Consider the following 16,842-nt stretch of genomic DNA (forward strand, 5'->3'; position numbering starts at 1 on the left):
GCTTGAACTCACGGCTAAACTTCCTTCGTTGCATCGATGCTCTCCGTTCGATGAAAACACCTTATCTCGGTGTCCATCAAACCGGCAGCACCTCAAGTTGGGTGCCTAAGGTTCGGTTTATCCGGTCAACTGGCAAAGGGCCAAAATGGATCGCTTTGAATTTCGCCAACGGCTTCGCTTTCAGGCTTTGGCCGTAATGGCCCCGCGCAGGATGCGGCGGATGGCTTCGGGGCGGGTCAGAGGTTCGGGTTGGGCGGCTATGTAGGCGTCGAGGGCCGCGATGTCGGCTGGATGAAGCCGCACACCGATAAGCTGGCCTTGACCAGTCGGCTTCGGGCCGCGCCGTTTCTTTGTTATCGGAGTTTCTTGACCGTCCATAGAAACTGCGATAACAGAGTTGCAGGCCGAAGGGAAGTTCCCGCTTCCCTCCGGCCCTAACCGCAACGTGTTTCGAAGGAACAACGTCATGACTGATGCCGCCTATAACAGCGGATCGCACCCCCGTGCGACCGGAAAATTCAACCAAAAGTCCACCGGCTTCATCGCCGCTCTGCTGGCGCCCCTGCCCGAGGGCGAGGAGCCGGCGGCCAGTAAGACCTGGCTGCGCCGGATCGACACCGATGCGCGTATCATGTGGCAAATGGGCATGGAAAACGTGAATCGTGCGCGGGCCCATTGGATCGTGGATGACGAAAGGCTGCGCCGGTTGAAGATCCTGCGCGACAGTGCCAGCTTTGCCGTGCTGGATAGATGGAATGCCGCGATTGATCGGCAATGCTGCATTCCAGCGCCGGGCATTATGGCCCTGCGTTGGAAGCGGCGCCAGCTGCGTTGCAGCAAACTGTCCGATGCAGCCCTTGCCCAGATCGCCGCCGATGAAGCCCGTCTGGACCCAAAGGTGGACGCATGAACGCGCTGGCAACTCAGACGTGGGGGTTGGATGACTTGGCCGCCGACATCAAGGCGGCGGGCAATCTCGCGTTTGCAATAGCTCAGGACAGCGAATTACATCCATACCAGGTAAGCGCCCTTGCCGGGCTTGAAGCGCTCCTTGAAACGCTTGCCGACAAAGCTTTGGCACTGGATGCTGGCGCAGTTATCGCCAGGCCATCCAAGCGCGACAATGACAGCATGGGGAGGCGCTCCCATGGCCAGTAACAGATCTACCGATACAGCAGGCCAATGCAATATCATCCGCCTGCCCACCGCCGCCCGCCGCAAGGTGAAACAGGTCGGGACCGTCGAAAACCGGAAAGCCCGCATGGCCCTTCACCGCATCCCAAAAGAGCGGTTTCTCTACCCTCCGGTGCGCGAAGGAAGCATTTTTCGTCGCATCTTAAGCAGCGATTTAACTAAAGTGATTCTGCGGCGCGATACCTAGACCGTTACCTTAAGCACTTCCTACAGTCAGATCATGCACACTAAGTAATTGAAAAAATGGTGCACCCGGCGGGATTCGAACCCACGGCCCTCAGATTAGGAATCTGATGCTCTATCCTGCTGAGCTACGGATGCACGCGGGGAAGGCCATAATGGCGCGGGCGCGCTCTGGCAACCACCGGTGCACACAAAGGCTCAGTTAATCTGATCGGGCGGAGCGACGGGGATCAGCAAGGGCATGATCTCGACCCCCTCCTCGACCAATGCTTTGGCGTCTTCGGGGCTGGCCTGACCGTGGATGACGGCGGGTTCCTTATCGCCATAATGCATGGCGCGCGCATCCTCGGCAAAATTCTTGCCGACCCAGCGCGAGGATTTGATCGCCTCGACCTGCGCCTGGGCAAGGACGGTGATGGCGGCCTGCAATTTCTCGCGCGCTTCGGGCGGCAGAGGCGGCATTGACGACACGGCGGGCGCGGCGGCGGGCACGGCGGCAGGAGCCGGCACCGGCGCGGCGGCCTGCTGATTGCCCTTGCGGTTCAGGCGCGGGGCCATCGGGGCCTTGATCACATCATGGCTGTCGCATTGCGGACAGGAAACCAGCCCGCGCAATTGCTGCTGCTCAAAATCCTGCGACGAGGCGAACCAGCCCTCAAACCGATGCCCATGGTCGCGGCAGACAAGATCGAACACAATCATGGCGGGGAAATCGGGCATGGCGCGGCAATCGGACGCCGGTTGGCAAGGCTGGGCAATTGGGCGCGGATTTCGGCAAGGCGCTGCGGCTCGATCTCTGCAAAGCCAAGACCCGCCACATCGCCGCCCAGATCAAGCAGAACATCGCCCCAAGGATCGACCGCCAGCGAGTGGCCATAGGTGGCGCGGCCATCCTGATGAACGCCCACCTGCGCGGCGGAGATGACATAGGCGCTGGCCTCGATGGCGCGGGCGCGTTGCATGATATGCCAATGGGCCGCCCCGGTCGGTACGGTAAAGGCCGCCGGAATCGCGATCAGATCGCAGCGCGCCCGGCCCAAAGCCTCGAACAGCGCGGGGAAACGCAGGTCATAGCAAATCGCCAGCCCCAGCCGCCCGGCGGGCGTATCCACCGTCACCACGCGTTCTCCCGGACGATAGGCCCGGCTCTCGCGCCAGCTTTCGCCCGTGGCAAGGTCCACGTCAAACATATGGATCTTGTCGTAATGCGCGGCGATCCGGCCCTTGGCGTCGATCACAAAGGTGCGATTGGCGGCGCGTTCTTCACCATCCACGCGCACGGCCAACGAGCCGAGCACGACCCAGATGCCTTCCTGCGCCGCCACTTCACGCGCCGCGGCCAGCACCGGATTTTCCTCGGGCGTCACGATATGGGGCGCGGCGCGCGCGCGGTCGCGGTCGATCAGGCCGCACATTTCCGGCGTGAACAGCATCGTCGCCCCGCCCGCCGCCGCCGCGCGCGCGGCATCCGCAATCGCGGCGGCATTGGCGTCGGGATCGATCCCGCTCGTCATCTGAAGCAGGGCGACGCGGGCCATGTTACAGGCCCAGCAGCGGGTCGAGCTTGCCCGCCGCGTCCAGCGCGTGAATATCGTCACTGCCGCCCAAGGCCTGATCGTTGACGAACACCTGCGGCACGGTGCGCGCGCCCGGATTGCGCTCGGCCATCTCGCGGCGCTTGGCGGTGTCCATCGTCACGTCAATCTCGGTATAGGCCACATTCTTGCTGTCCAGCAGCGCCTTGGCGCGCACGCAATAGGGGCAGCCCCATTGGGTATAGATCTCGACCTTGGGGGTGGTCATCGGGCAAGTCCTTCTTTGTCGTCTGTCGGGGTCTTGAAATAGGTCGCGGCTAACATATCTCAAGATGCGTGTCATGCGCCGCACCGGGCATGACCACAAATGCAAAGCGCCGACAAGGGCTTTCAACGAACCGAAAATTGCTCATATTGCACGAGGATTTTTGCTATGACCCGTTTTGACTTCACCCCCTATCGCCGCAACACGGTGGGCTTTGACCGGCTGTTCGACCTGCTGGAAAACGCCAATCGCGCAGGCGCCAGCGACAATTATCCCCCCTTCAACATCGAGCGCAAGGGCGAGGATTCCTATCGCATCACGCTGGCCGTCGCCGGCTTCAAGCCCGCTGATATCGACATCGTCGCACAGCAGAACCTGCTGATCATTCAGGGCCGCAAGCATGACGAACAAAGCGCCGCGCAGAGCGAATTCCTCCACCTCGGCATTGCCCAGCGCGGGTTTGAGCGCCGCTTTGAACTGGCCGATTTCGTCCGGGTCGAGGCCGCCAATCTCGAAGACGGGTTGCTGGTCATCGACCTGATCCGCGAAGTGCCCGAGGCGATGAAGCCCAAGAAGATCGCCATCGGCACGACCGGCCCTGCCCCGCTCACCGTGGTGGAAGGCAAGAACGCGGCCTGATTTTCACGCGCTTCCCAAGAAAGCCTTCCGCGTCCACCCTGCGCGGAAGGCTTTTTTATGCCTCGCACCTATATTTCACGGGCGTTGCGGCTCAATTGCCCGATCTGAAGCGCCATGGCCACCAGTTCGGCCTCACGCCGCACGCCGCATTTTTGGAAAATCGAGCGCATCTGGGCGGTAACCGTCTGCACGCTGGTGCTGCGCGCGGCGGCGATGGCCTGTCGGGTCTGGCCCATGGCCACCATCGCGGTCACATCGCCCTCGGCCCGCGTCAGGCCCAGCGCCTGAGCCAGCACCCCGCCATCGAGCATATCGCCGCGCAGGGGCGAGCGGAAAGTGATGATCGCGGCCGGGGCAAAGCCGAAACTCCACGGCCGCAGGGGCAAGGGATTGACCTCGACAAGCAGCGGCGGCGAAGCATGGGGCACCCACAGATCCTGCAAAGGAACCGGTTGCGAGGCGATGGCGGCCCCCACAACGCGCTGAAGCATGGTGTCGAAACCGCTATGGGCGGCCTGCAACTGCCCGTCCGCGATGAAGAGCAACCCGCCCGACAAGACATCCTCGGCCGGATGGGTCCATGCGCAGACCCGCCCCGCCCCGTCGATCAGCATCGCGGCCGTGCGCATCATGTCGAGCGAGCCGCGCAGCAGCTCGGTCCCTTGATGATCAATCGCATTTTGCAAACGCACCCCGGCCAACACATGGGGCAGGCAGGCGCCAAAGACCGCGCGCTGATCCGGGGTGGACAGCCCGTCGGCATTGCCATGCAGCATCGCCAGCCCGATCATCGAACCTTCGCCCCGCATCAGCACGGACTGACAGCCGAATTCGCCCTCCAGATCGCGCGCATGGCTCAGATAGACTTCGTTGGTGCCCGCCTGTCGGCGAAAGGCGTCATAATCGGCCTCGAAAGTGACGGCCATGGGCGCTCCCATTGCGCCGATGCGGTAATTCACCTCCGGCTTATAGGCCTCGATATCGACAAACATCTGTCCGTAATCGAGCGGGGCGTCGGTCATCCAGTTGAAACGCGCATGGCGCTGGTTCATCGCGATCAGATGTCCGCGCGAGGACCCCGTGGCGCTGGCAAGGGCACGCAGAGCCTTATCCCACCCATCATCGGAAAAAGGCGCGGCAAGAAACGCTTCGGCCAGAGTTTGCCCCAGAATCCCCGATTCCTCCCCAAACAAGGCGTTCAGCCTAATCCCCCGCCGTCCGCCTTGCAATGGGTTACACGGGCGGTAACCCTGACCATGATCGCCCCATTCGTCGCGGTTGACGCGCCGCCGCCCCGCGCCCATGGGCAAACACATGACCCCGGCGCCATCCCCCACCTCGCATTATTTCACCAGCCAAAGCCTGCGCCTGCACTATCTGGACTGGGGCAACCCCGATGCTCCGGTGCTGATCCTTCAGCATGGCGGGTTCGATCATGCCCGCTCGATGGACTGGATTGCGCGCGAACTGGCGGCGGACTGGCATGTCATCGCGCCTGATCTGCGCGGCCATGGTGACAGCGACTGGTCAGGCGATGCGGCCTATAATATGGCCGGCTTCATCTTCGATTTCGTCAATCTGATCGAGGAAATCGGGCAGGATCGCGTCACCATCTGCGCCCATTCGCTCGGTGCGATGATCACCACGCGCTATGCCGGGCTCTATCCCGAACGGGTGGCCAAATTCGTCAATATCGAAGGGCTGAGCGTGCCCGCCAATGCTGATCCGCTGCTGGCCATCACGCCCTTTGCGGCGCGGTTGCGCGAATGGGTGGCCCAGCATCGCGCCGCGCCCAGCCGCCGTCCCCGCTCCTATATCAGCGAGGCGCAGGCCCGCGAAAGGATGCGCGAAAAGAACGGGCATCTCAACGAGGAGCAGGTCCACCATCTGACCCACCATGCCCTGCGCACGCAGGATGATGGCACCTATCGCTGGAAATTCGACCCCCGGCTCAACATCTTCCCGCTGGTCGATTTTCAGCAGGAGGAGATCGAGAGCCTGTGGCAGGCGGTCACCTGCCCGATGCTGTTCATTCAGGGCAGCGAGAGTTTCATGCCCAACCCGGCGCAAAACGGCCAGATCGGGCATTTCCGCGACGCCCGCCTGATCGAATATGACCGGGCCAGCCATTGGCCCCACCACGACCGCTTCGACGCCTTCATGCCCGACCTGCGGACCTTCCTTCAGGCCTAGCCGCGCAGTTCCGCGATCTCGGCGCGCAATTCGGCAATGCGCACCAGAGGCCCGCGGATATATTGGTCCAGCGTAGGCAGATCGTCCATATCCACCCTATGCGCGGCGGCGTAATGGGCGATCAGATCCTCGGATTCGCGCATATAGACGCCCGGCGCGATCTGGACCGTGGGGAAACTGGGCTTGGCGAAATGCGGGGCCAGTTCTTCGCGGATCGCGGCCTCGCGATCATCGCCGGGGACGAATTCGCGAAAATCGAAATGGCCGCGCAGGCCCGATTCCAGCAGGAACAGGCGGAATTTCAAACACCACGGACAGCGATCCTTGAGATAGACGATCGGGCGGAAATCGGAGGAGCTCATCGTGCCTATCCTGCTTGGGTTTCTGTGAGGGTGGTTTGGCCGTCATCGGGGTCGTTTTGTCAAGTGCGCTTGGGTGATGGCCGCCATCGCGCACGTCGACACTGAAAGCGCTTGCAAGAAATCACGCCCTTGCCTATCCTTGAGGCCATAACAAGCGGTGGCAAGGGAGGGCCATGTGACGAAGGGCCATATGACCCGGCAAAAACACTCGGCAATTGAACTGGTGACTTTGTCCTATCTGCTTTCCTATCTGCCCTATGTCATCCTCACCCGCTATCTGGCCACCAATGGTATGGATGGCCATGGCCATCCGCTGACCGGCCTGCATATCCTGCCGGTGATGCTGATCAGCGCGGCAGTCTCGACCTATGGCTTCATCTGGATTTCGGGCTGGGGCCGCCTGATGCACCGGGTGCGCGTGGGCGGCCTGTGGCTGCCGGGGGCAACGCGGGCCACGTTCTGGTCGGGGCTGTGCACGGTCTTTGTGCTGACCACGGTGCCTCTGTCCTATACGTTCCGCGATGTTTCGATCCCCTTCATGCAATTGCTGATGCGGGGCGACATTCTGATCATCGCGCCCTTGGTCGATCTCCTGCTGGGGCGGCGGGTGCATTGGTGGTCGTGGGGCGCGCTGGTGCTGGTGGCGTTGGCGCTGTTTCATACGCTCAGCGCGCGCGGCGGGCTGGCGCTGCCGGGTTTGGCGCTTCTCACACTGCTGATCTATACGGCGGGCTATTTCGGCCGCCTCTGGGTGATGACGCGCGTGGCCAAGGACGATGATCCGGTCCGTCTGCGCCGCTTTTTCAGCGAGGAAAAGCTGGTCGCCTTTCCCATCGCCATCCTCTCGCTGGCGGCCATCGCATGGACAGATCGGGCACCGGGCGGCGCGGGGGCGCAATTGCTCTGGGGCTTTACTGATGCATGGCGCAGCGAGCATCTGCCCGCGATGATCCTGACCGGGCTGATGGTCTGCGCCACAGGCGTGTTTTCAGGCCTCATCCTGCTCGACGGGCGTGAAAACAGCTTTTGCGTGCCGCTGGAGCGTTCGGCCAGCATTCTGGCGGGCGTGGGCGGCACGGTGATCCTTGCCCAATTCTATGGCGGCAAATGGCCCAGCGGGGCCGAATTTGTCGGGGCCGCGCTGCTGCTGATCGCGGTGCTGCTGCTTTCGGTGGGGCCCCGTCTGCGTCGCCCCTGAATCAACGGAGTTTGTCATGACGGTCCTGTTTCGGGCAACGGGCGATATTGGCCCGAACCGCCCCAACCCCGCGCAATGTTTCGCCCCCTCCGCCCCGCTGCTGCAAGAGGCCGACATCACCTTTGGCCAATTGGAATGCGTGATTTCCGAAAGGGGCTTTCGCCTGCCCCAGGTGCGCCACACCCATCGCGCCATCCCCGCCGCCGCGCAGGCGATGGCCGAGGCGGGCTATGATGTGATCTCCTTTGCGGGCAATCACTGTATGGATTGGGGACCCGAAGGGCTGAATGACACGCTGGTCCATCTGGGCGCGGCGGGCTTGGACGTGGTGGGCGTGGGGCAGAATATCGCCGAGGCGCGCCGCCCCGTCATCCGCGAGGTAAACGGCGTGCGGGTGGCGTTCTTGGCGGCCTGCTCGATCCTGCCACCCGGCTTCTGGGCCGAGGAGCGCCGCGCCGGATGCGTGCCCATGCGCGCCCACACGCTGTATGAACAGATCGAGATCGACCAGCCCGGCACCCCTGCCCGCATCCACACCTATGCCCATGCCGATGATCTGGCCGCTTTCCTTGCCGATGTGCGCAGCGCGCGGGCGCAGGCCGATGTGGTGGTGGCCTCGCTGCATTGGGGCATCCATTTCGTGCCCGCCACGATTGCCGACTATCAGTTCGAGGTGGGCCGCGCCGTGATCGACGCCGGGGCCGATATCATCCTTGGGCACCATGCCCATATCCTGAAAGGCGTGGACATCTATCGCGGGCGTCCGATCTTCTACAGTCTGGGCAATTTCGCCATCGACCTGCCGATGACGCGCGAACATGCGCAATCCAAGGGGTTCAAGGAAATCCAGAAACTGGCCCCGGAATGGGAGCCCAATTTCGAGAGCATGTATAATTTCCCGCCTGACAGCCGCATGACCCTGATCGTGGAATGCGACCTGACGCGCGAGGGCATCGCCCGCACCGCCTTTCGCCCCGCCTTCATCAATGACGATGCGCAGGCCGAGCCGCTGTCCGCCAGCGATCCGCGCTTTGCAAAGGTGCTGGCCTATATGCGCTGGTGCAATGAAGAAGCAGGACTGAACGCCACCTATGAGGCGCAGGGCGACACCATCGTTCTCATCTGAACAAGGCGCGACAAACCTGTCACCGCGTTCATGCAAGCTCTGCTTCTATCCATATTACAAAGAATGTTTTACGCAGAAAGACGATAGAATGCGGGACAAATAGCCAAAAAATGCGGCAAAAATGTCACCTTGTACGCCTTTTTCCGCTTGCGGCCTGATTCCTTGGTTACAATCCATGTTTTGTTGGTTGTCCTGCGGGACAATCGGGGTCTAGGGAAGATCCCGGTCGCCTGTCGCCCCCCGACAGGTGATCGAAAAAACATAAATTTCTTCGCCAAGTGAATGAGGACATTCCTATGACCCACTTCCGCCAAGCCCTTCTGGCTGGCGTCGGCTCCGCATTGGCGGTGGCCGTCAGCACCCCCGCATGGGCCGCAGACCAGAACAACGGCGACATCGTCGTGACCGGCACCCGCGCCCAGAACCGCACCAAGCTGGACTCCGTCGCCCCCGTCGACGTCCTGTCGCTTGACAGCCTCTCGCGTCAGGGTTCGACCGAACTGGGCGCTTCGCTGGCCGCTGTCGCGCCCTCGATCGACTTTCCCCGCCCTGCGGGCACCGACGGCACGGACTCGATCCGCCCCGCCACGCTGCGCGGCCTCTCGCCCGACCAGACGCTGGTGCTGATCAACGGCGTGCGCGGTCATGCTTCGGCGCTGCTCAACGTCAATGGCTCGGTGGGTCGCGGTTCGGCCGCGGTTGACCTCAACACCATCCCCACCCTCGCCCTGTCGCAAGTCGAAGTGCTGCGCGACGGCGCCTCGGCCCAGTATGGCTCGGACGCCATCGCGGGCGTGATGAACCTGCGCCTGCGCGAAGCCAGCCATGGCGGCGGCGCAACCGCGTCCTATGGCCAGTATGACACGCAGTTCAACGGCGCGCGTTCCTCGCGTCACATCTCGGATGGCGGCACGCTGACGCTGGGCGCATGGCAGGGCTTCAAGCTGGGCAACAATGGCGGCTTCCTGACCGTCACGGGCGAATATCTCGACCGCAACCTGACCGGCCGTTCGGACCTCGACACGCGCTACAGCCCCAACACCGTGCGTTCGCGCATCGGCGATCCCAAGGTTCTGCAGGGCACCGGTTATGTCAACGCCGCGCTGCCGATCGGCGACACCAACTGGACCGCGTTTGCCTTTGGCGGCTATCAGTTCCGCGACAGCACCAGCTCGGCCTTTGCGCGTGAGCCCAGCAACGCGAACAACGTTCTGGCGATCTATCCCGACGGCTTCCTGCCCCAGATCAAGGTTCTGTCCAAGGACCTGACGATCACGGCGGGCGTGCGCGGCCAGATGGGCGAATGGAACGCGACGATCAAGGCTTCCTATGGCCGCAACCGTCTGGACTATCGCACCCAGAACTCGCTGAACTCGACCTATGGCGCGGCTTCGCAGACCAGCTTCTATGACGGCGCGCTGATCTATGATCAGGCTCTGGGCGGCATGGACCTGTCCAAGCTCTACAAGCTGGGCGGGACGGATCTGAACGTGGCGTGGGGCGTGGAAGTGCGCCGCGAAGGCTATCGCATCATCGCGGGTGAGCCGACCTCGTACAACCGCGCAGCAGGCGCATCCAGCAGCCTGACCAGCGGCGCGCAGGGCTTCATCGGCTTCCAGGCGGGCAATGCCCTGAAGGCAAGCCGCATCAGCAATGCGATCTATCTTGACCTCGAAGCCAAGCTGCCCAGCATCTTCACCTTTGGCGGTGCGGTGCGCGGCGAGCACTATTCCGACTTTGGCGACATCGCCACCGGCAAGTTCTCGGCCCGCGCCGATCTGGCCGACTGGTTCGCGCTTCGCGGCACGGTTTCGACCGGCTTTCGCGCTCCTTCGCTGCAACAGCAGTATTTCACCTCGACCGCTTCGGTCCTGACCACCACGGGCACGCCCCCGGTCTCGACCATCGTGGAAACCGGCACCTTCCCGTCGAGCAGCGCGATTGCCCGCTCGCTGGGCGGTCAGGCTCTGCGTCCGGAAAAGTCGGTGAACTATTCGGCGGGCGCGGTGTTCCGCAAGGGCGGGTTTGACCTGACCATCGACGGTTACATCATCAAGATCCGCGACCAGCTTGGCCTGTCGGAAAACATCACCCTGTCGGCTGCCGATCAGGTGACTTATGCGGTTCAGGCCGCCCGCTTCTTCATCAACGGTCTGCACACCACGACCAAGGGTGTGGACATCGTGGGCCATTACAAGCTGCGCACCGCTTCGGTGGGTACGTTTGACCTGACGGCGGCTGCCAACATCAACAAGATCACCGTTGACAGCTATCCCACCTCGTCCACGGCCACGCTGTTTGCGCGCCAGCGCATCCTGACGATCACCGAAGGCACGCCGGGCGAAAAGCTCGTCGGTTCGGTCGACTGGTCGTTTGACAAGCTGGGCGCGACGGCCCGTGCGTCCTACTATGGCAATGTGATCCAGCCCGCTTCGACGGCCGCTGGCGACCTGAGCACCGGCCGCAAGACGATCATCGATCTGGAAGCGCGCTATAAGCTGATTGAAAAGGCCACCTTGTCGATCGGTGCGAACAATGTGTTCGACATCTATCCGACCAAGACGCCTGCCAATCTGCTGGCCACCAATGGCGGCGTGGCGTTCCCCTACTATGCGCCGTGGGGCTTCAACGGTCGCTATCTCTATGCAAGGCTGAGCCTGAACTGGTAATCAGCGGTCAGGGAAGCGCCCCGCCCAACCGGCGGGGCGCTTTTTTGTGCCCGCACCATACGATCCATAAAAAACGGGCCCGGCATCGCTGCCAGACCCGACGGACAGGCTAAATTGTAAAGCGCTCAGCCCTGATAGGCCCTTTCGCGCAGCGGCCTTTCACTCGGCTCGACCTCCAGCACCACTTCGCGAAAGCCCCGGTCGCCCATTTCGACCGCCAGCACCCATGCCGAAAAGCCCGAACCCCCGCCATAGACCGCCTCGCGCAGCCAGCAGTCATGGCCGATATAGCCGATCACCCGGCCATAGCGATCCACCGCTGCAATGGCTGAGGGATCATGCGGATTGCCCGGTTCAAGCTGCAGCGTGATCGGCATGCCCTCGGTCAGGCTGTTGACCGCCTCGCGATGCTGATCCTCGCCCACCAGACCGATCATATAAGCATTGGGATTGCCGATGCTGGGCACCATGCCCAGATTGGGCTTGTCGCCGGGCAGCACTTCCTCTTCCTCGTCATCATCGAAGACAGAGCCGCGCAGGAATTCTTCCGAAATAGTGGCGGGAGCAGGCGTGGGCGCATAAACGGGCGCGGGCGGGGTCATTTCAAAGGCGGCCACCGGCGCGCCCCGGGCTTCCACCGGAGCGGTTTCGGCGGCGGGCGCATCATAAGCGGGCGTTTCGGGCGCGATCGTCTTGCCCGGTTCCATGGGCTGGCCTTGCGCCATGCGAACCATGTTGCCGAAAAAACGCTTCAAGAAACTGAACATGCTGATCCCTTTGCCTTCACACGATGGCGAGCGCGGCGTTTATCCGCCGCCGCAAACTCCATCGCCGCAATCCCATTCAGACGCGCGCCTAAGGCCATAAGGGCCATCAAGGCAAGGTAAACTATGCATATACGCGGTATCGCCCGCGACCATAGCGGGACTTTGCAAAATGCAATGAGCCTGCCTTGAGCGATGCGGCGAAGACAGAACCAAACCCTGATGACCTTGCCTTAACCGTGCGATAACCAAGTTGTTCTATCGGCAGTTCGGTAAATTGTCGCATGGTAGGGAAATGGGCGCGCATACTATAGGCATCGCATCGTCGGCTTCGGCCCGGTCGATGTTCGACATTGCTTTCGAAGTTGCCGCGATCGGCATGGCGCTGGTCGATCCGGACGGTCGCCTGCTGGCGGTGAACAGCGCCTTTGCCCGGATGCTGGGCTATGATCAGGCCGAGATCACCGATGTCGATTTCCGCGCGATCACCCATCCCGAAGATATCGACGCCGATGAGGCGCAATTCCGCCGCGTTCTGGCCGGCGAAATCGACACATACAGCATGGAAAAGCGCTATTACCGCAAGGATCGCAGCATCGCCTATGGTGTGCTGAGCGTGGCGACGATGCGCGACGGGGATGGCAAGGCGCAGCTCTTCGTTTCGCAGATCGTCGATATCAGCGAGCGTAAACTGGCCGAACATGCGCTGGCCCGGGCCAATGCCAAGCTCTCGCTGGCCATGGGGATGATGGATTGCGGGATCTGGCAATATGACATTGCCACGCGCCGCTTTACCCCTTCGCCGCATTTCATCCAACTGGTGGGCGGCCATCAGGCCACAGCGCAGAACTATTACAAACTCGCCAGTCTGGTCGATGCATCAGACCGCCGCGCGGCCAGCCTGCGGCCCCTGCTGTCGGGCGCGGTGGATCGCAGCGTCACCGAATATCGCATCCGCATCCATGATGGCTCGGTGCGCTGGTTCCGTTGCCACCGGCAAATGCTGCTGGACGATAATGGCCGCCCCGAACAGGTGATCGGCAGCGTGATCGACATCACTGAAGAACGCGCGCAGGTCGTGCATCTGGAGAAGAAGGCATCGACCGATGCCTTGACCGGATTGCTGAACCGGCGCGGCATGAAGCGCTATGTCAAAACCATTCCGGCGGCAGATCTGAGCACGGTCGGGATCATCATGCTCGATCTGGACCATTTCAAACAGGCCAATGACGCCTATGGCCATGCCGCGGGCGACGCCATTTTGGTGGAAGCCGCCGGGCGGCTGCGCCAATTGGTGCGCAACAATGATGCGGTGGTGCGCCTGGGCGGCGATGAATTCGCGGTCATCCTGCGCGACACCGATGGCGCCGATGCGCGCCGCGCGGTGGACCGGGTGCTGCGCGCCATGATGGAAACCTACGGCTATCGCGGCCAGATCATCCGCATCGGCGCCAGCGCGGGTCTGGCCATCGGTTCAGAGCGCGACCACAGCGTGGGCGATATTGTCACCCGCGCCGATGCCGCGCTCTATCTTGCCAAACAACAGGGCCGCAATACCTGGAGATGGGCCGCCTGAGGTTTTACCCTCAGGCCCGATCCGGGGTGGCGCTGACCAGCGTGACCTGACCCGGCTCGATGGGGTCATCATCGCCCGGCTCGCGCGGGGTGATCAGACGCGCCAGACGCGGACGCAGCCGCATTTCCAGACTGTCGATCAATTCATAGACCACCGGCACCATCACCAGCGAGAGCATGGTCGAGCTGATCAGCCCGCCGATGACCGCAATCGCCATGGGCTGACGAAAGGTAGAACCCTCGCCAAGGCCCAAAGCCGTGGGCAACATGCCCGCCGCCATGGCCACCGTGGTCATCACGATGGGGCGCGCACGCTCGCGGCAGGCGTTCATGATCGCCTCGCGCTGGGGCTGACCCGCGCGCTCGTCCTCAATGGCGAATTCGACCAGCAGGATCGAATTCTTCGCCGCCAGACCCAGCAGCATCAGCATCCCGATCAGCACCGGCAGCGTGATGGCGATGCCCGTGACCTTGAGCGCCACAAAAGCCCCCAGCATGGTCAAAGGCAGAGCCGAAAGGATCGTGATCGGCTTGAAGAAGCTGTGGAACAGCATCACCAGCACGAAATAGATCATCAAAATGCCCGAGGCCATCGCCCCCACGATCCCGCCGAACAGGTCGGCCATGGCCTCGCTGTCGCCGGTCTTGGCCTCATGCACGCCGGCCGGCAGGTGCTTCATCGCGTCCAGCTTGGACACTTCATTCAGCGCTTGCCCGATGGTGGTGCCGTTCAGGTCAGCCTGAACCGAGACGCGGCGTTCGCGGTCATAGCGCTGGATCTGGCCCGGCCCGGAGGCAATCGACAATTCGGCCACCGTGCGCAAAGGCGTCATCTTACCATTGAGAGTGGGGACCTGAAGATTGCCGATCTGGTCCAGATCGACCCGCGCATCATGGGGCAGACGCACCCGGATCGACAGGCGTTGCTGGAGCGTCGAGAATTTGGCGACATTGGCGTCGATATCCCCAATCGTGGCGATCCGGGCCACCTGCGCAATGGCTTGCGAGGACACATTCAGCCGCGCCGCCGCATCGGGCAGAGGGCGAATGATCAGTTCAGGCGCCGATGGCGGCGGCGCGGGGCGCGGGTCAAGCGTGGTCTTCATGCCCCGCATCTCGCGCAGCAGCGCCGCCTGAGCGCGCGCCAGCGCATCGCCGTCGCGGCCCGCCAGCACCACCTCGACGCCCGCCGCACCAAAGCCGCCCTGATTGTTCAGACGCACTTCGGGGATCTGGCGCAACAGGCCGGTGATCGAGCGCTGGAACGCATCGGTGGTCATCGACCGGTCATGGCGCAGCACCACGGTCAGCGTGCCGGTCTGCAGATCCGATCCGCTGCCGCCGCCGCCCGGCCCGCTGGTGGTGGTCGAACCGACCTGGGCAAAGACGCGCTGGACATCGGGCATCTTGCGCAGCCGCGCGGTCACATCGCGCACGGCATTGTCCATCGTGTCATGGGTGGCGCCCGCCGTCCCCTGCATCGAGAGGTAGAAATAGCCCGGATCGCCGGTCGGCTGGAAACCGATGGGGATGGTCGCGGCAATCGCCAGTGCGCCGACAAACACGCCGATGCCGATGCCCACCGTCGATTTGGGATTGGCCAGCGCCCAGTCCAAAACCTTGGGATAGGCGCCGCGCAAACGGTGGGGCGGCTCGCTATGGGTCGAGGGTTTCAGGAAATAGGCCGCCATCAAGGGCGTTACGAAACGCGCCACCAGCAGCGAGAAGAAAACCGCCACCGCCACGGTCAACCCGAATTCGCGGAAGAACTGGCCCGATTGCCCGCCCATGAAAGAGACCGGCGCAAAGACCACGATGATCGTCGCGGTCGTCGCCACCACTGCAAGGCCAATGGCATCGGCCCCGATCAGCGAGGCACGATAGGGCGAGGCCCCGCCCTCGATGCGCTTCTGGATATTCTCGATTTCCACAATGGCATCGTCGACCAGAATGCCGATCACCAAAGTCAGACCCAGCAGCGTGATGATATTCAGGCTGAAGCCGAACAGGATCATCGCGCCAAAGGTCGGCACCAGCGACAAGGGCATGGCCAGCGCGGCAATCACCGTGGCGCGCCAGTCGCGCAGGAACAGGAACACCACCAGCGCGGCCAGCAACATACCCTCGATCAGCACATGAACGGTGGCCTGATAGGAGGCGCGCGTATCGGCCACAGTCGAAACGACCTTGGTTATGGCTATACCTTTGTTTTCCGCGCTCAGCTTGGCAATCGCGCGGTCCACGCCGTCCTCGACCGAAACGTCGCTGGCGGCTGTGGTCTTGCTGACCTGAAAGGCGATGGCCGGGTGGCCGTCGAGGCGGGCAAAGCCGCGTTCTTCGGCATGGCTGTCGGTGATCGTGGCCAAATCGCCAAGGCGAACATATTGCGTGGCGCTGATCGGAATGTTCAATTCGCGCAGGCGATCCACCGTGGCCGAGGAGCCCAGCACGCGGATCGTCTGTTCACGCCCACCCGCCTCGGCGCGGCCGCCGCTGTCATCGCGATGGAATTGCGCCAGAGCGGTGCTGATCGAGGAAGCCGTGACGCCATGGGCGGTCATCCGGTCAGGGTCGAGATTGACGTTGATTTCGCGCGCCACGCCGCCAATGCGCTTGACCTGCGCCACGCCGCGCTGGGCCTGCAAAGCGCGGGCGACAGTGTCATCGACAAACCATGACAGATCGACCGCGCTCATCCCCGGCGCGCTGACCGCATAGGTCAGGATCGGGGCCGAGGACATATCGACCCGCTGTACGCTGGGCGCATCAATGCCTTGGGGCAGGACGGGGCGGGTGCGCTCCACGGCGGTGCGCACATCTTCGACCGCCTTTTGCATGTCGGTGCCGATTTCAAACTCGGCGCTGGTGGAGGAGGAACCCAGCCGCACGCTCGATGTCGTATGGCGCAGGCCCGCAATGCCGGTCAGCGCGTCCTCGATGGGACGCGTGATCTGCTGCTCCATTTCGCTGGGCGCGGCGCCACTTTGCGTAACGGTGACCGAAACCACCGGGAATTCGACATTGGGAAAGCGCTTGACCGGCAGCATCATGTAGGACGCAATGCCCGCCAGCGTCAGCGCGATCATGATGACGGCCACGGGAATGGGGTGGCGGATCGCCCATGCGGAAATCTTCATGG

The 16,842-nt window shown here is 62.9% G+C and carries 17 protein-coding genes and 1 tRNA gene; 10 read left to right on the forward strand and 8 right to left on the reverse strand.

Annotated features, from left to right (window positions below; genetic code table 11):
• From GGR38_RS23955 to GGR38_RS00020, 4 genes are all read left to right on the forward strand, one after another.
• Positions 1 to 197 (forward strand): hypothetical protein (locus GGR38_RS23955; RefSeq protein WP_221226940.1); only part of this gene is annotated, 197 nt, incomplete at its 5' end.
• A gap of 269 nt (positions 198 to 466) precedes the next feature.
• On the forward strand, positions 467 to 910 hold the full coding sequence (locus GGR38_RS00010; RefSeq protein WP_183621515.1) for a hypothetical protein: 444 nt from the start codon (positions 467 to 469) through the stop codon (positions 908 to 910).
• A complete protein-coding gene (locus tag GGR38_RS00015) occupies positions 907 to 1,158 on the forward strand; it encodes a hypothetical protein (protein ID WP_183621516.1) in 252 nt (83 codons plus the stop codon). The genes GGR38_RS00010 and GGR38_RS00015 overlap by 4 nt, the downstream gene beginning before the upstream one ends.
• On the forward strand, positions 1,148 to 1,381 hold the full coding sequence (locus GGR38_RS00020) for a hypothetical protein (RefSeq protein WP_183621517.1): 234 nt from the start codon (positions 1,148 to 1,150) through the stop codon (positions 1,379 to 1,381). Before GGR38_RS00015 ends, GGR38_RS00020 begins: the two co-directional genes overlap by 11 nt.
• A gap of 57 nt (positions 1,382 to 1,438) precedes the next feature.
• Here the strand turns inward: GGR38_RS00020 and GGR38_RS00025 are convergent.
• The 4 genes from GGR38_RS00025 to grxC form a co-directional block, all read right to left on the reverse strand.
• Positions 1,439 to 1,515 (reverse strand) — tRNA-Arg (locus tag GGR38_RS00025).
• A gap of 60 nt (positions 1,516 to 1,575) precedes the next feature.
• A complete protein-coding gene (locus GGR38_RS00030) occupies positions 1,576 to 2,097 on the reverse strand; it encodes a DUF1178 family protein (RefSeq protein ID WP_425497033.1) in 522 nt (173 codons plus the stop codon).
• The gene (locus GGR38_RS00035) at positions 2,076 to 2,915 is read right to left on the reverse strand and encodes a carbon-nitrogen hydrolase family protein (protein WP_183621518.1); all 840 of its coding nucleotides are present in this window, start codon (positions 2,913 to 2,915) and stop codon (positions 2,076 to 2,078) included. The genes GGR38_RS00030 and GGR38_RS00035 overlap by 22 nt, the downstream gene beginning before the upstream one ends.
• A gap of 1 nt (position 2,916) precedes the next feature.
• The gene (grxC, locus tag GGR38_RS00040; protein WP_183621519.1) at positions 2,917 to 3,180 is read right to left on the reverse strand and encodes a glutaredoxin 3; all 264 of its coding nucleotides are present in this window, start codon (positions 3,178 to 3,180) and stop codon (positions 2,917 to 2,919) included.
• Between the two features lie 165 nt (positions 3,181 to 3,345).
• Between grxC and GGR38_RS00045 the strand changes: the two genes are divergently transcribed.
• A complete protein-coding gene (locus GGR38_RS00045) occupies positions 3,346 to 3,816 on the forward strand; it encodes an Hsp20 family protein (RefSeq protein WP_183621520.1) in 471 nt (156 codons plus the stop codon).
• A 68-nt stretch (positions 3,817 to 3,884) separates the two neighbouring features.
• Here the strand turns inward: GGR38_RS00045 and GGR38_RS00050 are convergent, their stop codons facing one another.
• Entirely contained in the window at positions 3,885 to 5,132 is a 1,248-nt protein-coding gene (locus tag GGR38_RS00050) for a helix-turn-helix transcriptional regulator (protein WP_183621521.1), read from the reverse strand.
• Here GGR38_RS00050 and GGR38_RS00055 point away from each other — a divergent pair.
• Positions 5,131 to 6,009, forward strand: a complete 879-nt coding sequence (locus GGR38_RS00055) for an alpha/beta fold hydrolase (protein ID WP_183621522.1) — start codon at positions 5,131 to 5,133, stop codon at positions 6,007 to 6,009. The genes GGR38_RS00050 and GGR38_RS00055 overlap by 2 nt on opposite strands.
• Here GGR38_RS00055 and GGR38_RS00060 read toward each other — a convergent pair.
• On the reverse strand, positions 6,006 to 6,371 hold the full coding sequence (locus tag GGR38_RS00060) for a glutathione S-transferase N-terminal domain-containing protein (RefSeq protein ID WP_183621523.1): 366 nt from the start codon (positions 6,369 to 6,371) through the stop codon (positions 6,006 to 6,008). The genes GGR38_RS00055 and GGR38_RS00060 overlap by 4 nt on opposite strands.
• 175 nt (positions 6,372 to 6,546) lie before the next feature.
• Between GGR38_RS00060 and GGR38_RS00065 the strand changes: the two genes are divergently transcribed.
• From GGR38_RS00065 to GGR38_RS00075, 3 genes are all read left to right on the forward strand, one after another.
• Complete coding sequence (locus tag GGR38_RS00065) at positions 6,547 to 7,569, forward strand: hypothetical protein (protein WP_343058931.1); 1,023 nt, start codon at positions 6,547 to 6,549, stop codon at positions 7,567 to 7,569.
• A 16-nt stretch (positions 7,570 to 7,585) separates the two neighbouring features.
• Entirely contained in the window at positions 7,586 to 8,695 is a 1,110-nt protein-coding gene (locus GGR38_RS00070) for a CapA family protein (protein ID WP_183621524.1), read from the forward strand.
• 296 nt (positions 8,696 to 8,991) lie between these two features.
• The gene (locus GGR38_RS00075) at positions 8,992 to 11,364 is read left to right on the forward strand and encodes a TonB-dependent receptor plug domain-containing protein (protein ID WP_183621525.1); all 2,373 of its coding nucleotides are present in this window, start codon (positions 8,992 to 8,994) and stop codon (positions 11,362 to 11,364) included.
• Between the two features lie 125 nt (positions 11,365 to 11,489).
• Here the strand turns inward: GGR38_RS00075 and GGR38_RS00080 are convergent, their stop codons facing one another.
• The gene (locus tag GGR38_RS00080; RefSeq protein ID WP_183621526.1) at positions 11,490 to 12,131 is read right to left on the reverse strand and encodes an HIRAN domain-containing protein; all 642 of its coding nucleotides are present in this window, start codon (positions 12,129 to 12,131) and stop codon (positions 11,490 to 11,492) included.
• 340 nt (positions 12,132 to 12,471) lie between these two features.
• Between GGR38_RS00080 and GGR38_RS00085 the strand changes: the two genes are divergently transcribed.
• The gene (locus GGR38_RS00085; protein ID WP_183621530.1) at positions 12,472 to 13,704 is read left to right on the forward strand and encodes a diguanylate cyclase; all 1,233 of its coding nucleotides are present in this window, start codon (positions 12,472 to 12,474) and stop codon (positions 13,702 to 13,704) included.
• 10 nt (positions 13,705 to 13,714) lie between these two features.
• Here GGR38_RS00085 and GGR38_RS00090 read toward each other — a convergent pair whose 3' ends face one another.
• On the reverse strand, positions 13,715 to 16,840 hold the full coding sequence (locus tag GGR38_RS00090; RefSeq protein ID WP_183621532.1) for an efflux RND transporter permease subunit: 3,126 nt from the start codon (positions 16,838 to 16,840) through the stop codon (positions 13,715 to 13,717).
• Between the last annotated feature and the right edge of the window lie 2 nt (positions 16,841 to 16,842).

It is taken from the genome of Novosphingobium sediminicola, assembly GCF_014196525.1.
Lineage (GTDB): Bacteria > Pseudomonadota > Alphaproteobacteria > Sphingomonadales > Sphingomonadaceae > Novosphingobium > Novosphingobium sediminicola.

Excerpts from the sequence above, each read along its gene's own strand:
- GGR38_RS00010 (WP_183621515.1), top strand. The coding sequence starts at position 467 with ATGACTGATGCCGCCTATAACAGCGGATCGCACCCCCGTGCGACCGGA.
- GGR38_RS00015 (WP_183621516.1), top strand. The coding sequence starts at position 907 with ATGAACGCGCTGGCAACTCAGACGTGGGGGTTGGATGACTTGGCCGCC.
- GGR38_RS00020 (WP_183621517.1), top strand. The coding sequence starts at position 1,148 with ATGGCCAGTAACAGATCTACCGATACAGCAGGCCAATGCAATATCATC.
- GGR38_RS00030 (WP_425497033.1), bottom strand. The coding sequence starts at position 2,097 with ATGCCCGATTTCCCCGCCATGATTGTGTTCGATCTTGTCTGCCGCGAC.
- GGR38_RS00035 (WP_183621518.1), bottom strand. The coding sequence starts at position 2,915 with ATGGCCCGCGTCGCCCTGCTTCAGATGACGAGCGGGATCGATCCCGAC.
- grxC (WP_183621519.1), bottom strand. The coding sequence starts at position 3,180 with ATGACCACCCCCAAGGTCGAGATCTATACCCAATGGGGCTGCCCCTAT.
- GGR38_RS00045 (WP_183621520.1), top strand. The coding sequence starts at position 3,346 with ATGACCCGTTTTGACTTCACCCCCTATCGCCGCAACACGGTGGGCTTT.
- GGR38_RS00055 (WP_183621522.1), top strand. The coding sequence starts at position 5,131 with ATGACCCCGGCGCCATCCCCCACCTCGCATTATTTCACCAGCCAAAGC.
- GGR38_RS00050 (WP_183621521.1), bottom strand. The coding sequence starts at position 5,132 with ATGTGTTTGCCCATGGGCGCGGGGCGGCGGCGCGTCAACCGCGACGAA.
- GGR38_RS00060 (WP_183621523.1), bottom strand. The coding sequence starts at position 6,371 with ATGAGCTCCTCCGATTTCCGCCCGATCGTCTATCTCAAGGATCGCTGT.
- GGR38_RS00070 (WP_183621524.1), top strand. The coding sequence starts at position 7,586 with ATGACGGTCCTGTTTCGGGCAACGGGCGATATTGGCCCGAACCGCCCC.
- GGR38_RS00075 (WP_183621525.1), top strand. The coding sequence starts at position 8,992 with ATGACCCACTTCCGCCAAGCCCTTCTGGCTGGCGTCGGCTCCGCATTG.
- GGR38_RS00080 (WP_183621526.1), bottom strand. The coding sequence starts at position 12,131 with ATGTTCAGTTTCTTGAAGCGTTTTTTCGGCAACATGGTTCGCATGGCG.
- GGR38_RS00085 (WP_183621530.1), top strand. The coding sequence starts at position 12,472 with ATGTTCGACATTGCTTTCGAAGTTGCCGCGATCGGCATGGCGCTGGTC.
- GGR38_RS00090 (WP_183621532.1), bottom strand. The coding sequence starts at position 16,840 with ATGAAGATTTCCGCATGGGCGATCCGCCACCCCATTCCCGTGGCCGTC.